The following is a 26306-nucleotide window of genomic DNA, read 5'->3' as shown; positions in this document are numbered from 1 at the left end:
GGCGAGGCGCCTGCGGGCCTCCCCGCCGCCGGGGAGTGCGTTCACGCTGCGGCCGCCGGGGCGAGGCTGAGCAGGCCGGCGCCGTAGGGCTTGGCTCGTCCGATGCCTGTCAGCAGGGCATGTGTGAGGGCATCGGGGTCGGTGACTGTGGCGGTGCCGTCGTAGCGCAGCAGGTTGTGCCGCATAGATGGAGCATCTTTGGCTCGGGATCGTACGGCTGTGACCGGGGTGGGCAGCAGGGACTGGAGTTGTAGCCCGGCATCGTCGGCGCGGCGCGTCCACCACTGGTCGGCGTCCGGCCCGAAGAGCGGGACGATCTTGCCGCGCTTGTCCTTCTGTTCCAGGGGGAGGCGTTCGCGTTTGACCGGGTTGAGGACGATGCGGTAGCGGACAGCGAGTCCCTTTTTGAGGGCGTTGAACAGCGGGGTCAGGTCCTTGATGTCGGTGTGACCGTATTCGTCGGGGAGACGGGTGGGGTCAAGGGTGGTGGCTTGCACGAGAAGTGTGCTGGTGGTGGCGGATTCGTCGAGGCGGTAGAGCAGTCCAGCGGCCTGACGCGAGCCATCTCCGAGACCGTCGGGGACCATCCGCATGAGGGTGCGGTGCATCTGGGTGGGGTCGCGCAGGTCACGCTGAACGGAGCGACTGTGGGGATTGAGGCGGATGCGGGCGAGTGCCACGCGAGGACTCATGCGGGGACCTCCTTCATGGCGTAGTCGATCAGTCGTCGGTGCAGGCTGTGGGAGCCGACTGCCAGGGAGGTGGGGAGTCTTTCCACCGTGCGGTACAGGCGGCGCTTGCCGTGACTGCGGCCGTGTGGGGCGAAGCTGTGTGGAACGTCGTGGACAGTGAGGATGTCGATATCCCGCGCGGGTGGGGCTGGCGCACGCTCCCACAGGAAGGTGACCGGGATGGCGCCGTCCTGGGGCGTGGACCGTTCCGGGTCGGGGCTGAGCGGCACGCGGTGGAGCAGTTCGTCGATGGGGTCGGTCGTGTCGGTACGCAGCAGGAGGGGCTCGTCCGGGACGCAGGAGCGTCGGCCCAGGTACGGCGCCCAGTGTGGCTGGTGCAGGGCGGCGGCGAGGCGCGCAATGTCCCCATCCGGGCCGGAGACGGCGACGACGAACACCGCGTCGGCCAGGTAGTGGCGGCGGGTCACCACGGCAGCGCCCTTGTGGTTGCCGCCGCTGGTGGCGGCAGTCTTCTCTTTGGGCTGGCCGCCGCCGACGGTGTGGTAGTCGACGAGCCGGGCGCCGGGTCGGTCGATGCGGACGGTGAACTCCAGTGCGGCATAGCGTTGCAGGGCTGCTGTGTCGTGGCGGGCGATGCCCTCCGCGGCCGCGAACATGCCGATGAGCGCGGAGCGGGTGGGGAACGGCGCGGTGTCCCGCTCCGGGGTGAACGCCGAGCGTTCGCCCCAGGACTGCAGGGGGCCGGCCAGTCGCAGTACCAGCCCGGTCACACCTGCTCCCCGGAGACGGGCAGGGCCGCGTCCACGGCGGCGTCGATCAGGTCGTAGAAGGAGTCGTGGGCCGGGCCGAGGGGAGTCAGGTCCACGGTGTCGTCGGTGATGGCGGCATGGCCGTGGAAAGACCGGTGGCGGCTACCGGTGAGGCGATTGAGGTTGTGCGCGTACGCCGCCAGGGCTGCGCGGGAGGCGCGGGCGAAGCCGCCGTCGCTGTGCTTGACCGGTGTCTCGAAGGCTGCGGCCAGGGAAAGGGGGCGCTGGGTGCGGACGGCGAGGTGGGCGAGGTCGGGGACGGTGTGCGGGGCAGTGCTGTTCTTCTTCGCCTGAGGCAGGGACAGCAGGAAGTGCTCGGCGAAGGAACCCAGCACCGTGCGGGCCGCCTTGTGGTCGCCGTCGAGGTTGGTGAGCAGGTCGGTGATGTTGACGGTGGCGTAGCGGTAGAAGACTCCGGCGCTGAATTCGCTGGTGTCCAGGTGGCCGCTGCCGGTGTCGGCCTCGCCGAGCCAGTCGTCGACGGCGGTGAAGTAGTCGCGCTGCGGCTCGGAGGCGTGGGTGGTGAAGGCGTGGGCGACCTGGGCAGCGCCGTCGACGTTGGCGCCGGGCAGTTCGGCGAGCATGCGGCCCAGCAAGCTGATCGAGGCGGTGCGGCGCTTGAGGATCTCCTCGATGCGGTCGGCCGGCAGCACTTGCCCCGGCTTCTTCTTAGCGGCGTTCTGCTCCAGGCTTTCGCGGTGCTCGACACAGACCGCGACGAGTTCCTCCAGACCGCTTTCCGGCAGGAACAGCAGGACCGAGGTGTGGCCGTCCTTCTCCGTGCCGATGCCCTTCTTGCCGGCGCTCGCGGCGACCTGGACGCCGGCGAACTCGGCGAGGTCGGCAGGCCATCCGGCGCTCTTGAGGGCCTCGCGGACCTTGACGGGCACCAGCCGGGTGCGGGCGGCCTTCTCACCGAGGTCCTGCTCGACACCGTGGCGGATCACCCGCTTCCAGGACTGGCTGGAGACCCGGATGCGGGGCGCGTTGCCGTAGCGGACGGTCTTGGGCGATCCGAGGTCATCCCGGTTGAGGTTGGCGGCCGGCACCGACTGGGTGGCGCTCAGGTCCATGAACAGGGCCATCAGATGTTCTCCTCGTGCAGGTCGGTTGTGTCGGTGACAGGGGTGTTGGCGTCCGTGTCGTCGGCGCCGTCGCCGTGGTTGACGGTGCGGAAGTAGTTCTCCAGCCAGCGGGTCGCGATGCGGTCGCGGTCACGGTCCCACCAGGTGAGGTCCTCCAGCAGCACCGCCCAGTCCAGGGCGATGCCCCTGGACTGCAGGTGCCGGGTCAGCGCAGGCAGCCGCGCGTGGAGGGCGTCGCTGCTTTGGCGGCTGAACAGGTGCAGGTCGCCTTCGGCCGAGTCGGGCTTGATGACCCCGGCGTTTGTGGCCTCAGCCAGGCTGGCGCCCAGGTTCGGGCGCTTTGGCCAGTCGGACACGGGATCCGTCTGATCGGCACGCTCCGCGTCAGCGTCGCGGGCGGCTCGGGGCCGGGCTGCGATGAGCGCGGCCACCGCGTAGTGGGCACGCTTGGCATCGCGGTGCAGGCGCTCCGGCAGGCGCCGTACGAGATAGCGGTGAAGGTAGTTGCAGCGTTCGACGGGCAGCCCCAGACCGGTGCGCAGGTCGGACTGGACGCGCTTGTTCTCGCACAGCGACAGCACGTAGGCAACGAATTTGTCGGAGTGCTGCGGTCGAGTAGGTGTCGTCGGTGGTGGCACGGAGGTGGAAGTCATGGCACATCCCTGAAAGCGGTGGGTGGTGGGCTACGCAGCGGCGCGCAGGAGAGCCCGCACGGCCGCGCGAGCGCGCGTGCGGGCACGGGCGACGCGGATGTCGGCCCGGCTAGCCTGGCCGATGGCGTCATCCAACGCCGTCAGTGCGGCCTTCACCAACGACGGCAGTGGCGGGGTATCGCACCACGCAGGGTCGGCAAGCCGCCAGAACTCCCGCTCGGCCGCGGGCCAATAGCGGCTCATCGCTGCCGCGGCCCACGGGCCGGGCTTCCGCGCATCGAGCTTGATCTTGGCCGCGGAGGCGGCGCTGGTGTCGTTGGCGAGTTTCCAGGCGAGGCGTGCGGCATAGTCCAGACGGGAGCCGACGTCTTCAGCGGCCTGGTGGCAGCGGGCCATATGGCGGGCCATCCGCGCGTCGGCCTCCTCCTGCCACTGCAGGATGGGCGGAGTGGTCGCCTCGAACCAGATTGTGTCCGTTTGCTTGCCATCCTGGTGGAACCCGTACGCACGTACGGAGAGGCGAGGGCGCAGCTGCGGTGGGAGGCCGTCGAGGCTGTGCGGCCGCAGCGACTGGTGACCGGTGTCCTTCAGCAGCAGCGCGTCCACGTCCCGCCACAATGCTCGTGTGCCATTTGCCTCGCGCGCCTCCAGCCGGCCTTCTCTATCCCGGTCGAGGATCACGTACGGGTCGCGCGCCTTCTGCTTGGGCTCGTGGGTGCACCATGTGATGTAGGCGTCGATGACCTCATTGCGGTCCGTGGACGGCACCAGCAGCACAGCGTGCCGAAACCGGCCGGTCAGCACTCCGCCCGGCCAGGTCAGCTCAGAAGGCGGCCCGAGCGGATCCGGCAGATCCGCCGCCTCCCAGGGGCACACGTCCCCCTCGTCCGAGGCCGCGGCATCGTCCGGCACCGGGACGCCCAGCACGAGGCTGGTGAACAGGTCCGGCCCCCACGCGTGATACGACACCGCTTTGCGCAGCGGGCCCGCGTCGCCGTTGCCGGGCTTCACCTGGGTGATCCGGCGCGGGGTGCACTGCCCGGCCGGCCCGTAGTACAGCTGGGCGATCAGGTGCCACGCAGCCTCGGCCGCCGGAACCGCCACCGGCTCACCGTCCGTGAAGTGCCCGAACAACACCGCTCCGTTGACCCCGGTGGGACGCCCGAAGACCAGCTTGTTCACGCCCGACGGATTGGGGTTGCCGCGCCCGTCCACGCACTCCGCTACCAGGCGCGGATCCTGCAAGAAGGGCCGCACCGGATCAAACAAGTCGAAGCGGCCCGACGGCACCTCGTCATCGAAATACGCATCCACTGCCCGAGGATCGAACCGGCCCCGGGCCAGGACCCCGTCACGCACCTCCAGCCACGTGACAATCTCTTCCGCCGCATCCTCGTCGTCCAGGCGCACCCCCTCCTCGTCCCGGGCGATCCGCGCGGTCATCGCCGCGAGGATGCGCTGCAGCCCAGACGCCGCCGGCGGCACGGGTAGCTCCACGTCCACGATCTCGTGCGCCCGATGGAACAGCTCCCGCAGCCCTACCCGAGTGGCGTCCCCCGCCGCTAACCGGACCGGGATCCACTGCTCGTCGCGCAGGTCGAACCCATCGGCCATGCGCCCTCCCTCAGTCTGTCCTGGTCGCCTCGCTGCACGACGGCACGACAAAGCCGCGTGCTTCACGCTCGTGGTGAAGAGCGAGGCACTGGGCACAGTGAAGCAGGCACCACTGACACTGGCGGGCCAGAACAGAACAGTCGAACTCCCTTGCGAACTCATGGGGTTGGGGTACGGGGCGCCTCTGGGACGTCTGGGCCGGAGGCGGACGGGCATCGCCACCCCGGGCTCAACATGTCACTGCCTGACCAGCCCCAAATCCGCATCCAGATACAGACTCTTACTGCCCACGCGGACGGGCTGCACCTGACCGTCGACGAAGGACTGCCGCAGCATCACCAAGTCGCCGAGCAGCGGGTGCTCAGCCCATTCGTCCGGGACACGATGGGTCGTCAGTTCCCCCCGGAACCAGTCCGCGTTGGCCGGAATAGTGCGGCCCATCACGGACCGCACATCCGCGGGGGTGAGGGCGCTTCCCCATCCCGGCAATGGCCGGGTCCCCTCCGGATCCAAAGTGGTCGTGCCGTCGGCGTGCGCGTAGACGCACACCAGGCGCACGGCGTCAGCGCCGAGCCGGGTCGCCGCTTCCCACTCTTCCTCAGCACCTCGCAGATGGTGCAGCTTGTGCAGCCCCGGCACACTCCGCGCGCGGGGAATGGCGAGAATGTCCCCGACACTCCTCTCCGCCAACTCCTTGCCCCGGTAGGCAGTGTAGGCCGCGGATTTCGCTGGGTCGTCCCAAGCGAACCGCTCCGCCCGATCGCCGTGCACCTCTTCGACTAGACCCTGCACATCCTCCGGAATCGCGATGGGCTCCGCTCCCCGCCGCGCCAGGGCCTCAGAGGTGGCGTGGAGCAGGAACTCCGCATACACCTCGCCCCACTGACCCGGCACACCCCGGCCAGCGGCCAACGGGTCCAGCACGACCAGCCGCGGGCCCGCCGCCCAGGTGGGCCGGCCCCGGCCGTGCGGGCGCCCGCGCTGAGCCCACCAGGTCTCGTGCCGCCAACAGCGCCCCGCCCGCTGCAGCAACAGCGCCAAGGGAGCCAGATCGCTGATGACCACATCCGCATCCAGGTCGAGGGACTGTTCGACGACCTGGGTCGCCACCACGATCCGACGCTCGGGCCGGGGCCCGGAGCGTCCCAGCCCGGCCGTGACGGTCTGGGTGCGCTGCTCGCGGTCGTCGCCAGGAAAGCGGGCATGCAGCAACTGCACCTCACCAGCGAGGTGCCCGCGGGCTTCCAGGAATGTGCGCAGGCGCTGGTAGGTCTGCTGCGCGTCCGCCACGGTGTTGCACACCACCAGCGCACAACCGCCGGCGTCCCCGGCCACCGGCTCCAGCAACCGCTCGATCACCGCCAGCCGATTCCGCTCGCCGCCCGCCGCCCCGTGGACGACCGGCTCCACCTGCACGGCAAGCTTCATACGGCGCGCCGCGGCCTGCTCCTTCTGCCGTACGTCCGAGATCCGGGTGCACGCCCCGTCCGCCGCGTCCACATACAGCCAGCCCGGATACGGGGCCTTAAAGGTGCGATCCTTCAGCTCCCGCTTCGAGTGCCCGGCCCCCTTCAGGTACTCCTTGATCAACCGGTCGCTCACCGACGCGGGCAGCGTCGCCGACAGCAACACCACCGGCACCCCGTACCAGCCCAGCCAGTTCAGCAACCGGCCCAACAACACCTGCATGTAGGGGTCATACGCATGCGCCTCGTCCAGGATGAACGTCTTTCCGGACAACGCCAGTAGCCGCAGCGCGTTATGCCGTACCGGGAGCACCGCCATCAGCGCCTGGTCCACCGTGCCTACCGCGAACTGGGCCAGCAATGGCCTCTTGGCACCGCGCAGCCAGCGCCGCGGACGCATGTCCACCTCACGCCGCGCTCCGCCGTCCGCGCCGTCTTCCTCTCCCTCACACGTCACCACCCGCAGCCCGCCTGACTCGTCCACCGCGTAGGCGCTGTTCAGCCAGGCCATACTGTGCGTGAGGGTGAGCCCGGCCTGTTCCCCCGCCTGCCGGGCCACCACGCCCGCCACCCGCAGGTACATCTGGTCACTGGTCGCCATCGTCGGCAGCAAAAACGCAAACCCACGCGTGCCGAACCGGTCAGCCAGCACCCGCTCAGCCTCCAGAGCAGTCTCGCTCTTGCCATCCCCAGGCGCCGCCGTCACCAGCAGGATGCCGCCCCGAAGCCCGCTACCACCCGGACCTCCAGTGCCGACCGCGGCGGCGAGTTCCTCCGCCACCGACCGCTGCAACGGATTAGGTTCCCCCGCGATCCCGTACGCCTCAGCAAAACGCTTGCGCTCCAGCTCCACCGGCAGCAGGCCCGCCTCACGTACCAGCCCCTCGGCATCCGCGCGGGATCGCTCGAAATGCGCGGTCAAGGATGGATCCAACTCCCGCTGTCGCAACCGCAGGTAGTCCTCCTGGCTGACCAGCCAGTCCGCCAGAATCACCACGCCGGTCACCAATACAGCCGCCGGCGCATCCACCCGATCCGGAGGCACCGGCGCACCCAGCGCCTCAAACACCACCCCGGCGTGCGCCTCCCGCTGCCTCGCCCAGGTCACACCACCCAGCAGATCCACATTTCCCGGATGAAGGTCAACGAACTCGTGAAACCGGCCATGGTGCCCACCGATAACCTCCGCCACGCGGCGCACCGCACCGTTCACCGAACCGTCGCCATCCCGGAAACCCAAGGTGGCCAGGACCGCGGCAGCGGCATGCATCCCCGCCACCTCATGCGGCATTCGTTCTACTCCGATGCGCCCCTGATCCCGGCGAAGTGCGTCACTCAACCGCTCACGGGCACGCACGTCACACAACTGGAAGCCCGAAAGCTTCCCCACGTCGTGCAGTCCAGCGCACAACGCGGTCATCGCACGCGCCCGACCGAGTTCGCCTACCATTCCCATCCCGGCGGCGATACAACGCCGCTGGCTCTCCGAGAGGTACCGATCCCACAAGAACAACGCTATGGCGGCCGCGTCCAGCAGATGTCTCACCAACGGATACGGCGGGAGCGCCCAGTCCAGACCACGCGCCTTACCCCATGCCGACTCATCCACTTCCACAGACGGCCTGCGCATCACTTCGAGCCCTCCCGCATTCAAACACCGAGCATCTTTGACGACCCAACCACGGGCCAATGACAGTGCCCAAGAGCCCAACCCGCTACAGTCCTGCCGCGGCAAAACCTCCGACAACCGAAGCTCGGCCGAGATCAGCAAAGAAAGAGCAAAGCGGCCGCTGAAGACCAGGTCAGGAAGTGTTCTCCCCGCCGACGCGGGGGTGTTCCGACAGCCCTCTCCCGGTCCGGGGCAAGGACGGCGTTCTCCCCGCCGACGCGGGGGTGTTCCGGCTTAGCCCTCCGGCCAGGCCGCCCCCAGCACGTTCTCCCCGCCGACGCGGGGGTGTTCCGATCTCCTTAAGCGCGACGCTCACGGCCTGGTCGTTCTCCCCGCCGACGCGGGGGTGTTCCGGAGATCGGATACGACGCCTCGGACTGGATGGTGTTCTCCCCGCCGACGCGGGGGTGTTCCGGCAAGCGCACTGCGCCGCAGCACGGGGCGGGGGTTCTCCCCGCCGACGCGGGGGTGTTCCGGCATCCAGGACAAGGCCACCGCAGAAATCACCGTTCTCCCCGCCGACGCGGGGGTGTTCCGATCGCCCGCAGTGAAGCGTTCAGTGCGCTGCGGTTCTCCCCGCCGACGCGGGGGTGTTCCGTCGGTCAGTGACGACTTCGCGGTCGTCTACGAGTTCTCCCCGCCGACGCGGGGGTGTTCCGCATCCCCGAACAGCGAAACAACCACAGGGCGGGTTCTCCCCGCCGACGCGGGGGTGTTCCGCCATGTGTGCACCGGGTGCGGGAACGAGGTGCGTTCTCCCCGCCGACGCGGGGGTGTTCCGGTCGAATTGGAGATCACCGCCGCGACGAGACTGTTCTCCCCGCCGACGCGGGGGTGTTCCGTCGCCCTCGCCGTCCACGTCCTCGCGCAGCGCGTTCTCCCCGCCGACGCGGGGGTGTTCCGTCGATCTGCGCGCGTTCGTCGGTGGTGTCGTCGTTCTCCCCGCCGACGCGGGGGTGTTCCGCTCATCCAGAATCCGACGATTCCGGCACCGAGGTTCTCCCCGCCGACGCGGGGGTGTTCCGCGACTGCGTCTCTTTGGTGCGAGACGAAATCCGTTCTCCCCGCCGACGCGGGGGTGTTCCGCGGCGGCGCTGGATGAACTCCGGGCGCTGACGGTTCTCCCCGCCGACGCGGGGGTGTTCCGCTTCTGGGCGGCCTCGGGGTCCGCCGCTTCCGGTTCTCCCCGCCGACGCGGGGGTGTTCCGGCGATGGCGGAGGCGCACGGTTCGCCGGCCAGGTTCTCCCCGCCGACGCGGGGGTGTTCCGCAGACGGCCGCCGGCGAGGTCCGCAGTGCCGCGTTCTCCCCGCCGACGCGGGGGTGTTCCGCTCGCGGAAGTGTCCCGCGCGGGACACTTGGCGTTCTCCCCGCCGACGCGGGGGTGTTCCGATCAGCTATCTCCTCAAGCGTCGAAAGGGTCTGTTCTCCCCGCCGACGCGGGGGTGTTCCGTCCAGATCGGCAGGGGAGGCCATCGTCAGGGCGTTCTCCCCGCCGACGCGGGGGTGTTCCGACAACAAGACTCCGACGCCGCCGCCGACTCCCGTTCTCCCCGCCGACGCGGGGGTGTTCCGGCCATCGAGGTCCGGCCACGATACGACGAGGAGTTCTCCCCGCCGACGCGGGGGTGTTCCGTAGGTGTAGTTGGGCGAACTCCTCCGCCCTTCGTTCTCCCCGCCGACGCGGGGGTGTTCCGGACAGTCGATGCGGCGAACACGACTCCATAGGGTTCTCCCCGCCGACGCGGGGGTGTTCCGTTGAACTCGTACTCCGCGCCGTCGCGGTGCTCGTTCTCCCCGCCGACGCGGGGGTGTTCCGCTCCAGTTGGCCGGCCGTCAGCGGGTGCGGGAGTTCTCCCCGCCGACGCGGGGGTGTTCCGGTGCCCGCGCACTACGTGCTGTACTCCAACGCGTTCTCCCCGCCGACGCGGGGGTGTTCCGCAGGCCGCCGCGGCAGTCACCGTCCAGGACGCGTCCTCCCCGCCGAAGCGGGAGGTGTCCCCGCGATGCGCAACTCTCCCACTCTGACTTCGACTCGTTCGTGATCTCCGGTGCACCTGCTGAGCTGGACAGGAAAATCCTGCACGCCTTCGCCGACGATGCGCCACCGTGGATGGACAGTTCAGATGGACGGATCGGCCGAAAGCTGCCTGGGCTGGTGGAGGCGTCACCACTTGTCCGGACGAGCGTAGAAGTACTGGTGACGCACTCGACCGAGTTCACAGGCCATGCGGCACGTCGGGTCGGCGACATCCGGGGCCTATTGCGTTCCACCGCGCTCCGGGGTTGCGGGCGAGTGGACACCGTCGAGGTTGAGGAGTGGTTCACGGCTGTCCAAGAGGCCAGTGCGGAGGGGCTCTTCTTCTTCGCCGAGATGGCAGTCGTGGTTTCAGCTCGCCGTGTCTGATTAGTTCTGGTCAACGCGTCGAAGCCGCGAGGGCGAAAACGATCACAGAAGATTACGGGCAACATGCCCCAACCACTACTCCGCGTCCACTCTCCCTGTGGATGCCAAGGCCATCTTCCCAATGTCTCTCTTCGAGTGATACTCAGTGATCGTGCCGGTGGAAAACGGATGCGCAGTCGTCAAATGGTCCGGATAGTGGCTGCATGGATCCAGTTGCCGTGGCATGCGCTGTTGTCGATGAACATCTTCCCGCTGCCCGAGCTGCCTTTCTGGGAGGCAGCGCCATCACTGAATGCCGTACGGCGATGTCCGACCTGGACATCGTGGTGCTGCTGAGAGGGGAGCCGGCTCCGTAACGGGAGAGCCTCCTGCACGGCCAGTGGCCGGTAGAGCTGTTTGTTCACACCGGGGAGTCCTGGCGCGTGTTTGTTGAGCGAGAGATCAGCAAACGCCGCTCACTGCTGCTGTGGATGTGCGTAGCCGGCGTACTCCTCTTCGACCGGGACGGAGTCGGTGAGGAGATCGCCGCGGAGGCCCAGGCCCTCGTAGCCGCGGGAGCCCCGAAGGCGACATCGGTGGAACTTGAGGATCGGCGATACGCGATCACCGGCCTTCTGGACGACCTTGCGGGATGTGATGACCGTGGAGAGCGGCTCTTCATTGTCAGTGAACTTGCCCGGAGGGCAGCGGAGTTGATGTTGACGGTGAACGGGTGCTGGCTTGGGGGCGGTAAGTGGTTGGCGCGGCACGTTGATGCCATCGAGCCTGGCTTCAGTGGCCGGCTCAACGAGTCGGTTCGTGATGCTCTGGCGGGCCGCGAGGCTGAACTGGTCAGTGTGGTCGACGGTGTGCTGGGTCGATGCGGCGGTCGGTTGTGGGTCGGGTACCGGCGCGGAGGGGACTGAACACTGCTGCCCGCTGGAGGGACGGGGAGCTGTCTTTCCACGTTGTGGTCAGAGCTGCTGATCCAGGAGGTGATTCATTGGTCTGAAGCCGGCAGATTTGTAGAACGCACGAGCCTCCTCGTTGACGTCCCAGACGTCCGTTACGAGGCGCCGGCAGCCTGCGCTGCGTCCCACTTCACGTACGGCTTCCAGTAGTGCTGAGCCAACTCCAGTACGAGTAGCATCAGGGAGGACAGCGATCTGGTCCAGGGAGATGATCAGGTCTGGCCTCATGAGAGCGTTGCCGCGCCGGCTGATGACTCGGGCGAGGGCGTACCCGAGGGCCTTGCCGTCTGTCCCGTCTGCGACGAGGACGGTAACTGACGGATCGGCTATCTGCCCTTCGAAGAACTCTTCTTGCTCCGGAGAGTCCACGAACAGATCGGGTCGGTGCCGAACGTGCAGGTCATGAACGATGGTGTTGAGGGTCGCGAGTAACGCAACATCTTCTGTGGATGCAGTGCGGACCTGAATCACGTCTCTATCCTGAGCCGCGTTGCCTCCCGCTTCAACGCCTTTGTGGGCTCGTGAGGGCACACCTATTCCGAGCCGTGGATCTGGGAGCGGGCGTCCGCCCCAGCGGAAAACTGCGGGCGCGCACCAGCAGCACGCAGGACTATGAGACATGCGCCCGGATGACTGACACCTCACCGTAGACGTCGACGACTTTCTTGCCCGAGCCGGAGATTTCTTGCGCTCACGCCCTGCCCTGCACACCGTCCCGCTGACGGTGACCGAGGCACTGCGTATGCGTGGACCTGACGCGTACGGCGTCGAAGCCCCCATCTTCGGGTGGCTGGAGCGGGCGGGCGAGGTGAGCGCGACGTTCTTCCGCACCCCGCCCTGCCCCGCCGCCTGAGCCTCACCCCCATCACCCTCGACGAGGCCGATTCCCTCGCCGCCCACCTGGCCGACCTCGGCCACCCCCGCCCCGGCATCACCGCGGACCACGACACCGCCACCACCTTCGCCAAGGCATGGCAACGGCGCACAGGCGCGACACCGACACTCCACGAGCGCCAGCGCCTGTACCGCCTCGGCACCCTCACTCCACCGGAGCCGCTCCCGGAGGGCCGGAGCCGAGTCGCGGGCGAGCACGATCGCGATCAACTCCTGCTCTGGCACCCCGAGTTCGTCGAAGCCATCGGAGCGGTAGCCCCCACGGACCCCGGCTCCTGGGTCGACACGCGCATCGCCTACGGACGCATCACGTTCTGGGAGACACCGGACGGCACCCCCGTCTCCATGGCGGGCGTAACCCCGATGGTCGCCGGCCAGATCCGGGTAGCCCCCGCCTTTACCCCGGCACATCTGCGCGGACGCGGTTACGCAGGCGCAGCGACGGCCGAGGCGAGCCGGGCCGCGCTGGCCGCAGGTGCGCCCGAGGTCCTGCTGTTCGCGAATCTGGCCAACCCCACCAGCAACGGCCTCTACCAGCGGATCGGGTACGGCACGGTCACCGATTTCGCGGTGTACAACTTCTCGTGCGCGGCGCGGGTATGAAGGGACAGCCGTCCCCGCGGGCATCAGAAGTGGCGGGGCAGGACAGCAGCCAGGCATAGGTGGCGCAAAGCAAGAGGTGATGGGCGTTCAGGCCATCACGTTCGGTGGGCGATCCACGCTCGCGCCACAGAAGTGGGACTTCTCATCTGGATGCGCTGGAACTTGCTCGCCGAATGGGGGCAGGGGGGATCGGAGTGGGCACCGCCGGCCTCCACCGTCGGCGAGCGATCCAGCCACCACCACATCGATATCGCCTCGGCACGCGTGGCGGACGGTGACCGCGGAGGCGCCTTCGCCGAGCTGAAGCGGGCAAGGAAGATCGCCACGAACCACACGCGATTCCACCCATCCGTACGTGAAACGGTCGGCTCACTGCTGCGTATGGATGCACACCCGTCCGCCGAACTGTCCGCGTTCGGCACTTGGGCAGGCGTCGCGTAGCACAACTCCTTTAAGTGCAGGAGTAGTTGGCGCGATTAGGGTGCGGACAATCTGTCCGCGAACACCATCCCTGAGAATGGGATGGTCCTCGCACGCCAAGTCGCGAGGGGGCCTTTCCTGTGGCGGCCACGATCCTGACCACCCGACTACTGCGCCACCGCAGGTGGCCGTAGAGACGCCAAGCGCCGCAGCTGCCCAAGCCCTGCCCGTTTGCCGCGCGATGCCTGGGCCAGGTCATCTAGCAGGCGCCGCCACTTCCACTAGAGGCGGGGACGAGCTTGAGTGATGGGCCACGACGAGAAGGAGCCATCGTTGGCTACGCGCCACGACATGCACACAGTCTGCACCGCCCGCGCGCCAGATTGTCACTGTCTCGCACTTGGCCCGCACACCTGATCACAGAATTGTCATGAAATGACAATCACCGCAGAACGTAGCGACTACCGACAATGCCTGGGAGTTCTCGCATGTCCAATGTGGTGGAGACAAATCCGCTCGCTCCGTACGTCCGCGGCGACCTGCCCGGCCGCTTCAATGAACTCGACGTGCTCAGACGGCACTGGGCGCGGTTTGCTGCTGTGTCCCAGGGTGCGGTTGTTCCTCCGTACGAGGTCTTGATTCATCCGTCGAGCGGATGCAATCTGCGCTGCGCCTGGTGCATCGGAGACCACGTCCCCGTTGAGCTGTGGGACGAGCAGCGCGAGCAGTTGGTGATGCTGGACGCGGCCAAGGACGCGTTGGACCGGCTCCCGGACCATCTGGCAAGCCCGGAGAACATGCTCAAGCTGATCGGCGACATCGTCGACTACGAGGTCGAGGCTCCCTACCGGCAGGGCGGCGAAGACCGCTCCGATGTCTTCAAAGTGGAAGCTGTGTCGTTCTCCGGACTGATCGGCGAACCGCTCGTCGCCCGCAAGGCACTGATCCCGGCATTCGCCCTGCTGGCCGAGCGCGAAATCCGCTATGGGATCTTCACCAACGCCGTACTGATGGACGACGCCTGCATAGAAGCTCTGCTCCCAGCGGGATACGTGCATATCAGCATCGACGCCGGCACACCAGAGACCTACGCCGACCTGAAGTACGGCGGCCGCAAGGCCGGCAAGGTCATGTTCGAGCGCGCGATGGCCAACCTGACGCGACTCGTGCAGCGCCGAGCCGAAACCGGATCGGAAGTAGAGATCAACACTTCCTTCGTCATGTATCCCGAGAACTACCACGAGGTGTACACGGCTGCCCGCCTGATCCGCCAAGCAGGCGCCGACAGCTTGCGCTTGAAGCAGGACAACTCCGGCGAACGTCCGCTGACTCCCGACCAGGCGCGCCATGCCTCCCGACTGATCGAGCAGATCCGCGGTGACCTGACGACCGATACTTTCCGGCTGCTTGAGATCCACAAGATCGGCCAGACCGCCGAGATGGCGCGGACATGCTCTACGTGCTCGATCACCGACCTTATGGCCGCGGTGGGCTCGGACGGGTGCCTGTACCCGTGCAACTACCACCCTCGGCCCGGCGGCTTCGGCTATGGCAGCGCGTTGGATGAGTCCTTCGCGACGGTCTGGGAAGGTGAGCTACGCCGACAGTTGCGCAGCCAGCTCCCGGCGATCTGCCCCAAAGTGTGCGACCCGTTCAAGAACCGGTCGAACCGGCTCCTGGCAGAAGCCAAGCAGGTCGCGGTGACCAGCGGCATCGATCGTCTGGAGGGGCACGTGGCCGACTTGGTCAACGGCGGTGCCTACCTGATCGAGAGGTGATCTCCGTGCAGGACAGCCTGTCGGTCAACGATCTGGACGCCTGGGCACGTCGCCCCTCTACGTCCCTTCGCCGAGACCGTTTCGGCCTCGTGATGGCTGGGGTTGAGATCATCGCGTCGTCACCGGTCGTCGACTACGTGGCGTGGTACACCGAGGGCTTCTTCGCACGAGGAGATTCCCCGGTCAGAGCACGGCTTTTCATTCATGACGTGAACCCAGAACTGATCGGCTCGGTCAAGGACGCCCGGCTCACACCGCCCTTGCGCCGAGCGGTTCTGCCCACCTCGCCGGACACGGTCTGCTTCGTGGATGACACGCACTCGACGGTCCATCTGTTCCTGGCGGCAGCCACCAGGGACGAGCCCATGCTGGTGGCGGTCCGGATACTGCGCGCGCTCGTACTCCGCGCACTCCTTGGGGACGGTTGTCCGTTCTTCCACGCTGCTTGTTTCACGCTGCGGGGAGTGGGCGTGGCTTTGATCGGGAGGCGGATGGCCGGCAAGACGACGCTGCTGCTGCACTGCCTGGACAGCCTCAGGGCGCTACTTGTGAGCAACGACAAGTTTGCCCTCGTCCAAGACACTGGCTCTGACGCCGTGGACACTCTCGGCTTCCCCATCCAGATCGGGATCCGTGCGGGCAGCGTGCTGGCTCTGGGCGACGGCCCACTGCGGGCCTCTCTCATGCGCCGATGGTCGCAGCGGTTCAGTGACGTCGGAGCCCACCGTGATGACCTGGAGACTCGTCTCGGGATACGTCCGCAGGAGTTGGCCGCAGCAGCAGACAGCACGGTGATGCCTCAATGCCGTCTCGGCGTGGCCATCGAACCGTGCCTTGATCCAGACGCGGTCACACCGCGTCTGGAGAGGCTCAACGAGGACGAACGCCGGACGCTGTGGACGCACAACCTGCTGCGCCGTCCAGCCGAAGTCTTCCCCCAGCAGGCCGCCTTGGCCGGACCGGCGAACGAGACCGAGCTGCGGATCCCGAAGGTTCCCGCGTATCGGTTGATCCAGCCGCCGGCTGCGCTCGCGCTGACGAGCCGAGTGATCGAAGACCTAATGTGCCGCGTGTCGGTGGATGGATGAGGAATATGCGCATTCTCGGGATCGCCAGCGATCTGCACATCTCCTCGGCCGCGCTGATCGAGGACGGACACGTCGTGGCGGCAGCGGCGGAAGAACGCTTCACCCGGCGCAAGCACGCGCGCGACTTCCCCGCCCGCGCGATCGAGTACTGCCTGTCCACTGTCCCAGACGGTCTCCGCGGTGTGGACCGGATCGCGGTGAGCACGAACCCGACGATCGACTTGAGCGTGCCCGACGGCCGCTATGCCGGACGCGCCCGCTGGCATCCCGAAGGGCTCTACTCGATCCCGAACAACCTCGCCGCTCTGCTGGACGCGCCGTATCAAGGGTGCGCCACGCAGATCCTGCAGACCGCTAGTGAGCCGCTGACCATCGACTACGTCTACCACCATGATGCGCACGCGGCGAACGCCTTCTTCCTCTCCCCCTTCGAGTCGGCCGCCGTCCTGACCGTCGATGGCCGAGGCGAGGACTGCACCGCGCTGCGCGCCGTCGGGAACCGCAACACTTTCGCCACGATGGACACTATCCTCTACCCCCACTCGGTAGGACTGCTGTACGGCGCAGTCACCCATTACCTGGGCTTCCGGATCGACCGGGACGAGTGGAAGGTCATGGGGCTGGCCGCCTACGGAGACCCCAACAGCGCCGCCTACAAGCTGCTCAGGGACCTCATCGACTTCAAGGACGGCACGATCCGCCTCGACCTCAACTACTTCGGCTACTACCTTCGCCCCTCTCGCGGTGCAGTGAGCGAGGAGTTCGTCCACCGGTTCGGGCCGCCACGCCGACCGGATGAACGCATCACCGCCCGGCACCATGACATCGCCGCAGCCGTCCAGCATGTGCTGGAGGACGCCCTCCACTACCTTCTCGCCGACCTGCACCAGCAAACGGGGCTGAGAAAGGTTGCGTTGGGCGGAGGAACATTCATGAACTCCGTCTTCAATGGGAAGATCATGTCCTCGACGCCGTTCGACGAGGTCTTCATCTCAAGCTGCCCCGATGACAGCGGCACCTCCATCGGCGCGGCCCTGTACGCGCACTGCGTCCTGCTTGAGGCCGAGCGCGGTCCGGCTATGACGCACAACTACTACGGCCCCTCCTTTGAGCAGACCGCGATCAACGAGGCGCTGTCCCTGGCCAAGCTGCGCGCGCCGGCTGTGGACGATCCGGCCGATGCCGCCGCACACGCGCTGGCCGAGGGGAAAATCGTCGGCTGGTTCCAGGGAAGCATGGAACTCGGGCAGCGGGCGCTGGGGAACCGCTCCATCCTCGCTGATCCCCGCAACGTGCGCATGCGCGACCAGGTGAATAGCGCGGTGAAGTTCCGTGAGCCATGGCGGCCCTTCGCCCCGGCCGTCCTCGCCGAGGATTTCGCCACCTTCTTCGGCCCGGAACCGGCGGTGTACTTCATGGAGCGCACGCTGCCGGTGCGGGACGAGGCGCGGAACCTCATCCCGGCCGCGGTCCACATCGACGGCACCGCCAGACCGCAGACCGTGATCATGCGCACCAATCCACTCTTCCACCGGCTGATCACGAGATTCCGTGACCGGACCGGCGTCGGCGCGGTCCTCAACACCTCGTTCAACCTCGCGGAGGAACCGATCGTGTGCAGCCCCCAGGACGCGATCCGCACCTTCTACTCTTCGGGGCTGGACTTGCTCGTCATGGGGAATCGGGTGCTGACCAAGTGACTACGACGATGGGCACGACGGAGCTGTCCACGTGCCTGCGCCAGTACGGATTACAGGCGAGCGGACCTGCGCGGCTGCTTCCCGGCGGGCACGTCGGACAGTCCGCAGTGGTTCCCACGGCCCAGGGGCTGCTCGTCGTCAAGCGGTTCAATCGGCGGTTCGACCCGGCACGCGTTCAACTCGCTGCTCAGGCACATCAGCACGCGGCCCGGGCCGGCCTCGCCCCACCCCTGCGGCTCACACGCGATGGCCACCGCACCGCCCACGTCGGCGATGCCACGTACACCGTGGCCGAATACGCCGATCACGCAGTGCGTGCTGGACCGCCTGTCTTTGCCTCCGCGCTCGCCGCTCTGCACAGCCACTTCGAAAGCTTCAGCCCGCAGGGCCGTTGCGCGGACTTCCTTCAGCTGCCCGATACCCCCACAGCAGACCTAGAGCGGATCCGGCGGCATACTGACGATGCAGCCAGCCGGGAAGCGATCGATTGGCGAATCCAGATCCTCGCGGAGTTCGGGCTCGACGCGCAGTCGCTGGCTGCCGTGCCCCGAAGCTGGGTGCACGGCGACGCATGCCCCGACAACCTGCTCATCACGCACAGCCCGGACCGTCGCCTGTTCATCGACTTTGATCAAGTCTCCCGCTTTCCGCGGCCCTATGAGATCGTCCGAGCCTTCATGGCCTGCATCAGCCCAGAGTTGCCCGCGCGCCTGCTGGGCTCGACGTTCCGGCGCTACCTCAACGCGTACCACGCCGTCGCGCCTATCCCCGCAAGCGACCGTGCCATCATGATCGACCTGTATCTCACCGTTCAGGCGGCGGAGACACGCACCTTCACCACGCCCGAAGGCGAGATCCGCGGCATGCCAGCCTTCGCGCGGGCCCGCCATCAGCAGTTGACCTGGATCATCGAGCACAGCGGCCTTCTGCGCAGGTTCGCAGAGGAGGCTCAGCCGTGACCACCCTCGCCCTCTACGGTGGGCCGCCCATACGGACCCGCGCCTTCCAGCCCTGGCCGCAGTTCGACCAGACCGAGCTCGGTGCGCTTGCCGGTGTCCTCACCAGCCGCCGCTGGGGCGGGATCCACAGCGGATCACAGGGTGAGGCGTTCGAAAGGGCGCTCGGCAAGTACCTCGACGTGCCGCACGTGGCGGTGGTCTCGAACGGCACTGCTGGACTGATGATCGCTCTCAGAGCACTGGGCGTCCGGGCCGGTGACGAGGTCGTCGTCCCCGCCATGACTTATGTGGCGACTGCCACCGCCGTGTCCGTGCTCGGCGGTGTGCCGGTGTTCGCGGACATCGACCCTGACACCCACACGATCGACCCCTCGTCCGCGGAAGCTGCGATCAGCGAGAAGACGAAGGCGATCATCGCCGTTCACCTGGGCGGGCACCCGGCCGACATGGACCGCCTCGGGCGCATCGCCGCCGAACACGGTGTCCCGATCGTTGAGGACTGCGCCCAGTCTCTCGGCGCGACCTGGAGCGGCGCTCACACCGGATCGCTGGGCAGCGTCGGCGTGTTCAGCTTCGCCAGTACCAAGAACATTTCCGCCGGAGAGGGCGGAGCGGTCGTTACACGAGATGGTGAGCTCGCAGCACGTATCGCATCGCTACGCGATCACGGCCGCCCCCTCGGCGTCACCGGTCACCACCCCGAACTGGGCTGGAACCTGCGGCTCAGCGAGTTTCAGTCGGCCGTACTGGGTGTCCAGCTCGGACGCCTGGACCACCAGCTCACAGCGAAAACGAAGGGCGCAGCCTTCCTCACCAGCGCGCTGTCCAGCGTGCCAGGGCTGCGGCCTGTGCCCGCCGATCTCGACCCACGGGTAACCAGACATGGCCGGTTCTCCCTCGCGTTCGCCCTCGATCCCGAAGCATTCGGCAACATCTCAACCAGTTCCTTCCGCGATGCGCTGAGAGCGGAAGGCGTCCCTGTCGGTCTCCGCGACCTTATCGCCTGTCCCGACGAGCCGATCTACGCCGACGCCGCAGCCCAGGACTACGCGCCCTCACGGACCGTGTCGTGTACGCGGGCCCGTGCTGCCTGCACCAGGCTGGTGCTGTTCGGACAAGCAGCCGGGTCGGGCATGCTGCTCGACGACCCATCGGAACTCGCTGATGTCGTACGTGCAGTGAAGAAGATCCACGACAACTGCGGCCAACTCCCCGAAGCGGAGCATCAGCGCGCCACGACCCGTGTTCCATCCGATTCCTAGCCAAGGAGAGTCAAATGCCCCGAGCGCCATTCCAAATCCTCGTCGTACCGTTCCGCCGGGTCGGCGAGCAGATCGAATTCGCTGTTCTGCGCCGCCAGGACATGAATGTCTGGCAGGCAGTCGCCGGCGGCGGTGAGTCAGGCGAGAGTCCACAGCAGGCCGCCGTCCGCGAGGCGTGTGAAGAGCTCGGCCTCGATCGGGCGGTCGCGCTCTACCCGCTGCAGACCACCGCCAGCATCCCAGCACGATTCTTCGCTGATCGAGACAGCTGGCCGGCGGGAACCTACGTTGTGCCTGAGTACTCGTTCGCCGCGGACCTGACTGACATCGTGATCAAGCTCTCTGATGAACACACCGCCGTCCAGTGGCTGGACTACAAGGCGGCGAACGACCTGCTGCGATTCGACAGCAACCGCACAGCTCTGGGCGAGCTTCACGAGCGTCTGCTGGCCGCCGACCTGCCCCGACCGGTCGAGTGACAGTGGTCGACGCATCCTCCGAACCGCTGCGCACAGTGATACTCGGCCAAGGCTACGTCGGCCTGCCGCTGGCCATCCGGGCAGCACAAGTCGGCTACCAGGCCGTGGGATTCGACACCGACGCAGACCGCGTGAAACGGCTGCAGGCCGCGGAGTCATTGAACCCCGATGTGCCGGCGGAGCAGATCGCGACGGTTCTGGCGAACGGGCTTTACACGCCAACCACGCGCCCAGAAGACTTGGCCGGGTTCGATGTCGCAGTCATCGCGGTACCGACGCCGCTACGCGACGGTGCACCAGATCTTTCCGCGATCAAGCATGCCGGCCTGGCACTCGCGCCACACCTTCAGCCGGGCTGCGTCATCATCCTGGAATCCACCACATATCCGGGAACGACTGACGACGTTCTCAAACCATTGTTGGAAGCCACCTCCGGGCTGCGGGCGGGCGAGGATTTCCACCTCGGCTACAGCCCCGAACGGATCGACCCCGGCAACCGAATATGGACCCTCCAGAACACGCCGAAGATCGTCTCCGGGATAGACGATGCGTCGCTGAAAGCCGTGGGTGACTTCTACCGGAGCCTCGTCGATACTGTCGTCGAGGTCACTGCGGTGCGCGACGCCGAACTGGCTAAACTCCTGGAGAACACCTTCCGTCAAGTCAACATCGCCTTGGTCAACGAACTCGCCGTCCACGCTCAACACCTTGGCACCGACATCTGGGCGGCACTCGATGCCGCCTCCACCAAACCATTCGGGTTCATGCGCTTCACACCCGGCCCCGGCGTTGGCGGACACTGCCTTCCGGTCGACCCCACCTACTTGTCCTGGCAAGTCCGGAGGCAGACAGGCCGGGCACTGCGGTTGGTCGAGGCGGCCAACGAGGTCAACTCCGCGATGCCCGCCTATGTCGTGCAACGCCTGACCGATGCTCTCAACCGGAAGGGCCTGTCGGTCAACGGCTCACGCATCCTCCTGCTCGGCATGGCCTACAAGCCCAACACCGGCGACATCCGGAACTCGCCGACGATTACCATCGCCCGCTTCCTCGCCGAACACGGAGCGGACGTAGAGATCGTCGACCCTCACGTCGACGAACCGTTCGACCTCGATACCCGAGTGCACTATTCCCAGCTCACCGCGAACAATGCGGCGGCCTCCGACGCGGTCGTACTGCTGACAGACCACGATGCGTTCAATCTCCGGCTCATCGAGGAACACGCGCCGTACGTCTTGGACTGCCGAGCACGCCTGAGCGGCGCAAACGTTGAACGCCTGTGACCTGTTGTCTGACCTGTTCTTACCCCGAGGACATGGCCATACCCCACACTCTCAACAACGAGGGATATCGCCTTGAGTGACCGCACCCTCGCGAACCTGCCGAAAGCAGACCTGCACCTCCATCTCGAAGGCGCCATGCGGCCCGGAACCCTCGCGGATCTGGCAAGCACCTATACCGAGCCGACGCCGCAGGTCGGTTGCTATCACTCGTTTGATGCGTTCCAGCACTGTTACCGTGCCGTCGTTAAGCTGATTCAAACACGAAGTGACATGCGGCGCCTGGTACGAGAGGTCGTCGAGGACGCGGCAGCCTCAGGCGCCGTTTGGATCGAACCACATTTCAATCCGACGTCCTACGCTCCCGCACTCGGCTCGGCCGAAGACGTGCTTAACCTCGTCTTGGACACCGGAAATTCGGCAGGCCGGCCCGTCGGCGTCGGTTTCGGAATCACACTCAGCGCAAGCCGCAACCGTGATCCGCGAGATGCCGCTGTCCTCGCGAGACTCGCCGCCGACTATGCCGGCCGCGGCGTTGTGGCCTTCGGCCTTACCGGTGATGAGGTCGCCACTCCTCCGGAGGCGTTCAGTGAAGCCTTCGCCATCGCCCGGGATGCAGGACTGATCACCGCACCGCATGCAGGAGAGCTCATGGGCGGACCGAGCATCCGCAGCACACTCGACGTATTGTCTCCCGACCGGATCGCCCATGGCATCCGCGCTGTCGAGCACCCGGCACTCATAGAACGGCTTGCCGCCGAACGGATCACCTTAGACGTGTGCCTGACGTCCAACCGTGTTCTGGGAGTCGTCAATCACATCGAAGAACATCCCCTACTGCACCTCCTGGAAAGTGGGGTGCCATGTTCCCTCGGCTCCGATGACCCGCTGCTGCTGAATACCAGCGTGCTCACGGAGTACCAGATCGCCCGAACCCAACTGTCAATGACGGACCAACAACTGGCCAAGATGGCGAGCACATCAATCCAATCGTCCGGCGCGCCCACCGATGTCATCGCACAAACCTTGACCGGTATCGAGGCTTGGATGAAACGAGACGACAGCGACGCCCGCGGCGCCGAATCCCCCAACAGCCCCTGCCCCCAGCTCCCACACGATTCAGGTTGGACTCTGTGACAGCCAAATGCAGTATCGAGTGCTGTATCACAGGCCGTGGCCAGGACGTACTTCTCGGCCGGGCAAGCACGAAGCATTCTGGCAGCCGATCACCGGCGGCGTCGAGGATGGCAAGCCCCCGCTCCAGGCTGCCCTCCGCGAGATCTGCGAAGAGACCGGACTGGAGCTCGCCGACGCCCAGCTCACCGAGATCGCCACCGACCTGACCGTCGTCATCTCCCCCAAGCTGACCATTGTTGGACGACTCTCTGTATGAGTACGAAGGCGGGGGTTGGCGACACTCGCGATGAGCATGATCCGTGATCTTGCTGGACGGTCTGTTTCTGCTTCATGTGCGACGACACCGTGTGCATGAAGGACCTGGACGTGCCGTACGCCTCAGTAGGCTTGTGCGTCGAGCAAAGGAGCACTGCGCATGAGCTTTCACCTGAAGGCGATCACCCGCGAGGAGCATCTGGCCTTCGTCTCGGCCCAGCCCTCGGTGAGTCACATGCAGGTTCCCGCATGGGGGGATGTGAAGCCGGACTGGCGGGCGGAGGGCCTGGGCTGGTTCGACGAGGATGACCGGCTCGTCGGGGCCGGGCTGGTGCTGATGCGGCCGTTGCCGAGGCTGAAGCGGTACCTCGCCTACCTGCCCGAGGGCCCCGTCATCGACTGGGCTGCTCCCGACGTGGAGCGGTGGCTTCAGCCGATGCTCGCGTACTTGAAGAAGCAAGGCGTCTTCTCGGTGAAGATGGGACCGCCCGTGGTCGCCCGCCGCTGGAGCGCCGAGGCGGTCAAGGCCGCGATCGCCGATCCGCAGGCCAGGAAGCTGCGCGATGTGGAGGCCACCGCGCACGAGCCGCGGGCCTTCGACCTCGCCGACCGGCTGCGCCGGATGGGCTGGCAGCAGACCGAGCCCGGTGGCGAGGACGGCTTCGGCGCGGGCCAGCCGCGCTACGTGTTCCAGGTTCCCTTCGCCGGGCGGACCCTGGAGGGGGTCCATCGGGATCTCAACCAGCAGTGGCGGCGCAACATCAAGAAGGCGGAGAAGGCCGGCGTCAAAGTGGTGCAGGGCGGCTATGACGACCTGCCCGCCTTTCACCAGATCTATGTTGAGACTGCCGAGCGGGACCGGTTCATCCCGCGCCCTCTGGCTTACTTCCAGCGCATGTGGACCACGCTGCGGGCCGAGGGCGACGACCGGATGCGCCTCTACCTCGCCTGTCACGAGGGCGAGGTGCTCGCCGCTGCCACGATGCTGACCGTCGGCGAACACGTCTGGTACTCCTACGGTGCCTCGACCAGCCACAAGCGCGAGGTCCAGCCGAACAATGCCATCCAGTGGCGGATGATGTCCGACGCCTACGAACTCGGGGCGAGCACCTACGACTTCCGCGGCATCACCGACACCCTGGAGGAGGACAACTACCTGCTGGGACTACTCCGGTTCAAGGTCGGCACCGGCGGCCAGGCGGTGGAATACCTCGGCGAGTGGGACTACCCGCTCAACAAGGTCCTGCACAAGGCCCTCGACCTCTACTTGTCCAGGCGCTGAGACAACTGCGGCAGCCTCGTGCTGAGCGTCTGGTGCGGGTGGAACGCCAGCTGAGGGCGGGTGAGTTGTCCTGCCCGTAGTGCGGGGAGCCCCTCGCGCCCTGGGCCACGGCCGACCACGGGAAGTTCGCGGCGATCTCGAAGCTCGCAGGTTCGTACGTCCTCGACGGTCACGCTGCTCGGGCTGCGGGATCACACACGTGCTGCTGCCAGAGACGGTCTGGCCGCGGCGGATGGATGCGGCCGAGGTGATCGGGGCCGGGCTGGAGATAGCGGCCCTGGGCATGGGGCACCGCCAGGTCGCCGCCCGGCTGGGGCTAGCGGACGGCACGGTTCGCGGCTGGATTCGCCATTTCCGCCGCAGGTCGGAGGACGTGCGGCGGCACTTCACCGTCGCCCTGGTCGCGCTCGCGGACGATCCGGTGATGCCGGAGCTGGCGGCCTCGCCGCTGTCGGACGCAGTCTCGGTGATCGTGGCTGCCCACCGGGCGGCGGCCACGAGGTGGCCGGAGATGAACACTGTCGCGATGGGCCTTCGCCGGACGGGCGATAGACGGCCGGGTGCTGACCTGCACCTCTTCGGCTAGTGCCGTATCGGAGAACCTTTGCCCCGTAGTTGACGTGACGCCCTGTACGGATGCTGGTCTGCACGGAGCGGTGTCGCCAGGCTGTCCGGATGGCAGAACGAGTACGCGTCCGCGAGATCGATGATGATGAGGGACAGCGTCTATTAAGGATCATCCGTAGAGGTACCGGGTCGGTAGTGACCTGGCGGAGGGCTCAGATGGTGCTGCTGCCCGCCCAGGGCATGTCTGTGGCGATGATCGCTGGGGTGACGTTCACCAGCGCGGACCGGGTTCGGGACGTGATCCACAACTTCAACGCCGACGGCTTCGGTTCGCTCTATCCAAAGTACAGAGGCGGTCGACCGCGGACACTCACGCTGCCTGAGCGGCGTGAGATCAAGAAGATCGCCAAGTCCAAGCCGGCCGAGCACGGCCTGCCGTTCTCGGCACGGAGCCTGGCCAAGCTGGCCGACTTCCTGGTCGCTGAGGGGGTGGTCGACGACCTCAGCCATGAGGGCCTGCGGGTCCTGCTCCGTGAGGAGGGCGTGTCGTTTCAACGGATAAAGACGTGGAAGACCTCCCGCGACCTCAACTATGAGGCCAACAAGGCCCGCGTCGAGCATCTCTACGCGATCGCCGACGGTGAGGTCATACCCGAGGAAGGCGAGCCCGAAGTCATCTTCTGCATGGACGAGTTCGGGCCGCTCAACCTCCAGCCCCACCCGGGCCGGCAGTGGGCCGAGCGCGGCGGGAAGCGCAAGGACCCCGACCGGAGCCCAGGCCCCGACGGCGGGCGACCTACACCCGCCCGCACGGGGTCAGGCATCTGTTCGCCGCCTACGAGCTGGGTAGGGACAAGCTCTACGGCCACATCAAGCCGAGGATGCACTGGGCGAAGTTCCTGGAGTTCTGCCGCTACGTTCGCAGCCTCTACCCACCCAAGGTCCGCATCGCGATCCTGCTCGACAACTTCTCCCCGCACCTGACCACGAAGAAGGACACCCGGGTCGGCGAATGGGCCGCAGCCAACAACGTCGAGCTCGCCTACACCCCGACCAACAGCTCCTGGTTGAACCGCATCGAGGCCCAGTTCACCGCCCTGCGCTACTTCACCCTCGACGGCACCGACCACCCCAGCCACAAGGAACAGGGCAGCATGATCCGCCGCTACATCATCTGGCGGAACAAGCACGCCGCCGACAAACGCCTACGCAAGGTCGTCGACAGGGCAAACGTTGCCTGATGCGATGTGCACCTCCG

20 protein-coding genes, 2 pseudogenes and 1 CRISPR repeat array are annotated in these 26306 nt (G+C 66.9%); of the genes and pseudogenes, 15 read left to right on the top strand and 7 right to left on the bottom strand.

From position 1 onward, the window contains the following. Positions 1 to 41: 41 nt before the first annotated feature. The 6 genes from cas6e to cas3 form a co-directional block, all read right to left on the bottom strand. Positions 42 to 692, bottom strand: coding sequence for a type I-E CRISPR-associated protein Cas6/Cse3/CasE (gene cas6e, locus ACO0M4_RS12340; protein WP_430369919.1), 651 nt, complete (start codon positions 690 to 692; stop codon positions 42 to 44). Next, entirely contained in the window at positions 689 to 1462 is a 774-nt protein-coding gene (cas5e, locus tag ACO0M4_RS12335; protein ID WP_430369918.1) for a type I-E CRISPR-associated protein Cas5/CasD, read from the bottom strand. The genes cas6e and cas5e overlap by 4 nt, the downstream gene beginning before the upstream one ends. Beyond that, a complete protein-coding gene (gene cas7e, locus ACO0M4_RS12330) occupies positions 1459 to 2586 on the bottom strand; it encodes a type I-E CRISPR-associated protein Cas7/Cse4/CasC (protein ID WP_430369917.1) in 1128 nt (375 codons plus the stop codon). Before cas7e ends, cas5e begins: the two co-directional genes overlap by 4 nt. After that, a complete protein-coding gene (gene casB, locus ACO0M4_RS12325) occupies positions 2586 to 3239 on the bottom strand; it encodes a type I-E CRISPR-associated protein Cse2/CasB (RefSeq protein ID WP_430369916.1) in 654 nt (217 codons plus the stop codon). The genes cas7e and casB overlap by 1 nt, the downstream gene beginning before the upstream one ends. 30 nt (positions 3240 to 3269) lie before the next feature. Continuing rightward, the gene (gene casA, locus ACO0M4_RS12320; RefSeq protein ID WP_430369915.1) at positions 3270 to 4853 is read right to left on the bottom strand and encodes a type I-E CRISPR-associated protein Cse1/CasA; all 1584 of its coding nucleotides are present in this window, start codon (positions 4851 to 4853) and stop codon (positions 3270 to 3272) included. 237 nt (positions 4854 to 5090) lie between these two features. After that, positions 5091 to 7949, bottom strand: coding sequence for a CRISPR-associated helicase Cas3' (gene cas3 / locus ACO0M4_RS12315; protein ID WP_430369914.1), 2859 nt, complete (start codon positions 7947 to 7949; stop codon positions 5091 to 5093). 181 nt (positions 7950 to 8130) lie between these two features. Further along, positions 8131 to 9928: direct repeats of the CRISPR family, unit length 29 nt; unit sequence GTTCTCCCCGCCGACGCGGGGGTGTTCCG. A 100-nt stretch (positions 9929 to 10028) separates the two neighbouring features. On the opposite strand from cas3, the gene ACO0M4_RS12310 reads away from it, so the two are divergent. Beyond that, entirely contained in the window at positions 10029 to 10394 is a 366-nt protein-coding gene (locus ACO0M4_RS12310) for a hypothetical protein (RefSeq protein ID WP_430369913.1), read from the top strand. Between the two features lie 368 nt (positions 10395 to 10762). Then, the gene (locus ACO0M4_RS12305) at positions 10763 to 11299 is read left to right on the top strand and encodes a nucleotidyltransferase domain-containing protein (protein ID WP_430371352.1); all 537 of its coding nucleotides are present in this window, start codon (positions 10763 to 10765) and stop codon (positions 11297 to 11299) included. Between the two features lie 48 nt (positions 11300 to 11347). Here the strand turns inward: ACO0M4_RS12305 and ACO0M4_RS12300 are convergent, their stop codons facing one another. Next, positions 11348 to 11815 carry an N-acetyltransferase family protein gene (locus tag ACO0M4_RS12300; protein ID WP_430369912.1) on the bottom strand — a complete coding sequence of 156 codons (468 nt, stop codon included), beginning with the start codon at positions 11813 to 11815 and terminating at the stop codon, positions 11348 to 11350. 148 nt (positions 11816 to 11963) lie between these two features. Between ACO0M4_RS12300 and ACO0M4_RS12295 the strand changes: the two are divergent. The 13 genes and pseudogenes from ACO0M4_RS12295 to ACO0M4_RS12235 all read left to right on the top strand — a co-directional run bounded on the left by ACO0M4_RS12295 (position 11964) and on the right by ACO0M4_RS12235 (position 26289). Continuing rightward, positions 11964 to 12841: pseudogene (locus ACO0M4_RS12295) on the top strand (GNAT family N-acetyltransferase). A 908-nt stretch (positions 12842 to 13749) separates the two neighbouring features. After that, positions 13750 to 15039: a radical SAM protein gene (locus ACO0M4_RS12290; RefSeq protein ID WP_430369911.1), complete on the top strand. Its 1290-nt coding sequence runs from the start codon at positions 13750 to 13752 to the stop codon at positions 15037 to 15039. Positions 15040 to 15044: 5 nt separating this feature from the next. Further along, entirely contained in the window at positions 15045 to 16127 is a 1083-nt protein-coding gene (locus ACO0M4_RS12285; RefSeq protein ID WP_430369910.1) for a hypothetical protein, read from the top strand. A gap of 5 nt (positions 16128 to 16132) precedes the next feature. Continuing rightward, entirely contained in the window at positions 16133 to 17827 is a 1695-nt protein-coding gene (locus ACO0M4_RS12280) for a carbamoyltransferase family protein (RefSeq protein WP_430369909.1), read from the top strand. Beyond that, on the top strand, positions 17824 to 18786 hold the full coding sequence (locus ACO0M4_RS12275) for a phosphotransferase (RefSeq protein WP_430369908.1): 963 nt from the start codon (positions 17824 to 17826) through the stop codon (positions 18784 to 18786). The genes ACO0M4_RS12280 and ACO0M4_RS12275 overlap by 4 nt, the downstream gene beginning before the upstream one ends. Continuing rightward, positions 18783 to 20048: a DegT/DnrJ/EryC1/StrS family aminotransferase gene (locus tag ACO0M4_RS12270; RefSeq protein WP_430369907.1), complete on the top strand. Its 1266-nt coding sequence runs from the start codon at positions 18783 to 18785 to the stop codon at positions 20046 to 20048. The genes ACO0M4_RS12275 and ACO0M4_RS12270 overlap by 4 nt, the downstream gene beginning before the upstream one ends. A gap of 14 nt (positions 20049 to 20062) precedes the next feature. Then, positions 20063 to 20527 (top strand): NUDIX hydrolase, encoded by a 465-nt coding sequence (locus tag ACO0M4_RS12265; protein WP_430369906.1) that lies wholly within the window; start codon positions 20063 to 20065, stop codon positions 20525 to 20527. A 2-nt stretch (positions 20528 to 20529) separates the two neighbouring features. After that, complete coding sequence (locus ACO0M4_RS12260; protein WP_430369905.1) at positions 20530 to 21810, top strand: nucleotide sugar dehydrogenase; 1281 nt, start codon at positions 20530 to 20532, stop codon at positions 21808 to 21810. Between the two features lie 72 nt (positions 21811 to 21882). After that, complete coding sequence (gene add, locus ACO0M4_RS12255) at positions 21883 to 22944, top strand: adenosine deaminase (RefSeq protein ID WP_430369904.1); 1062 nt, start codon at positions 21883 to 21885, stop codon at positions 22942 to 22944. A gap of 19 nt (positions 22945 to 22963) precedes the next feature. Continuing rightward, the gene (locus ACO0M4_RS12250; RefSeq protein WP_430369903.1) at positions 22964 to 23200 is read left to right on the top strand and encodes an NUDIX domain-containing protein; all 237 of its coding nucleotides are present in this window, start codon (positions 22964 to 22966) and stop codon (positions 23198 to 23200) included. Positions 23201 to 23359: 159 nt separating this feature from the next. Continuing rightward, positions 23360 to 24481 (top strand): lipid II:glycine glycyltransferase FemX, encoded by a 1122-nt coding sequence (locus ACO0M4_RS12245; RefSeq protein ID WP_430369902.1) that lies wholly within the window; start codon positions 23360 to 23362, stop codon positions 24479 to 24481. 199 nt (positions 24482 to 24680) lie between these two features. Next, positions 24681 to 25067 (top strand): hypothetical protein, encoded by a 387-nt coding sequence (locus ACO0M4_RS12240; RefSeq protein WP_430369901.1) that lies wholly within the window; start codon positions 24681 to 24683, stop codon positions 25065 to 25067. 89 nt (positions 25068 to 25156) lie between these two features. Beyond that, positions 25157 to 26289: pseudogene (locus tag ACO0M4_RS12235) on the top strand (IS630 family transposase). The last annotated feature ends 17 nt before the right edge of the window (positions 26290 to 26306 follow it).

It is taken from the genome of Streptomyces sp. RGM 3693, assembly GCF_050471125.1.
In the GTDB taxonomy this organism is placed as follows: Bacteria; Actinomycetota; Actinomycetes; order Streptomycetales; family Streptomycetaceae; genus Streptomyces.
This window is presented reverse-complemented; position numbering and strand designations above follow the sequence as displayed.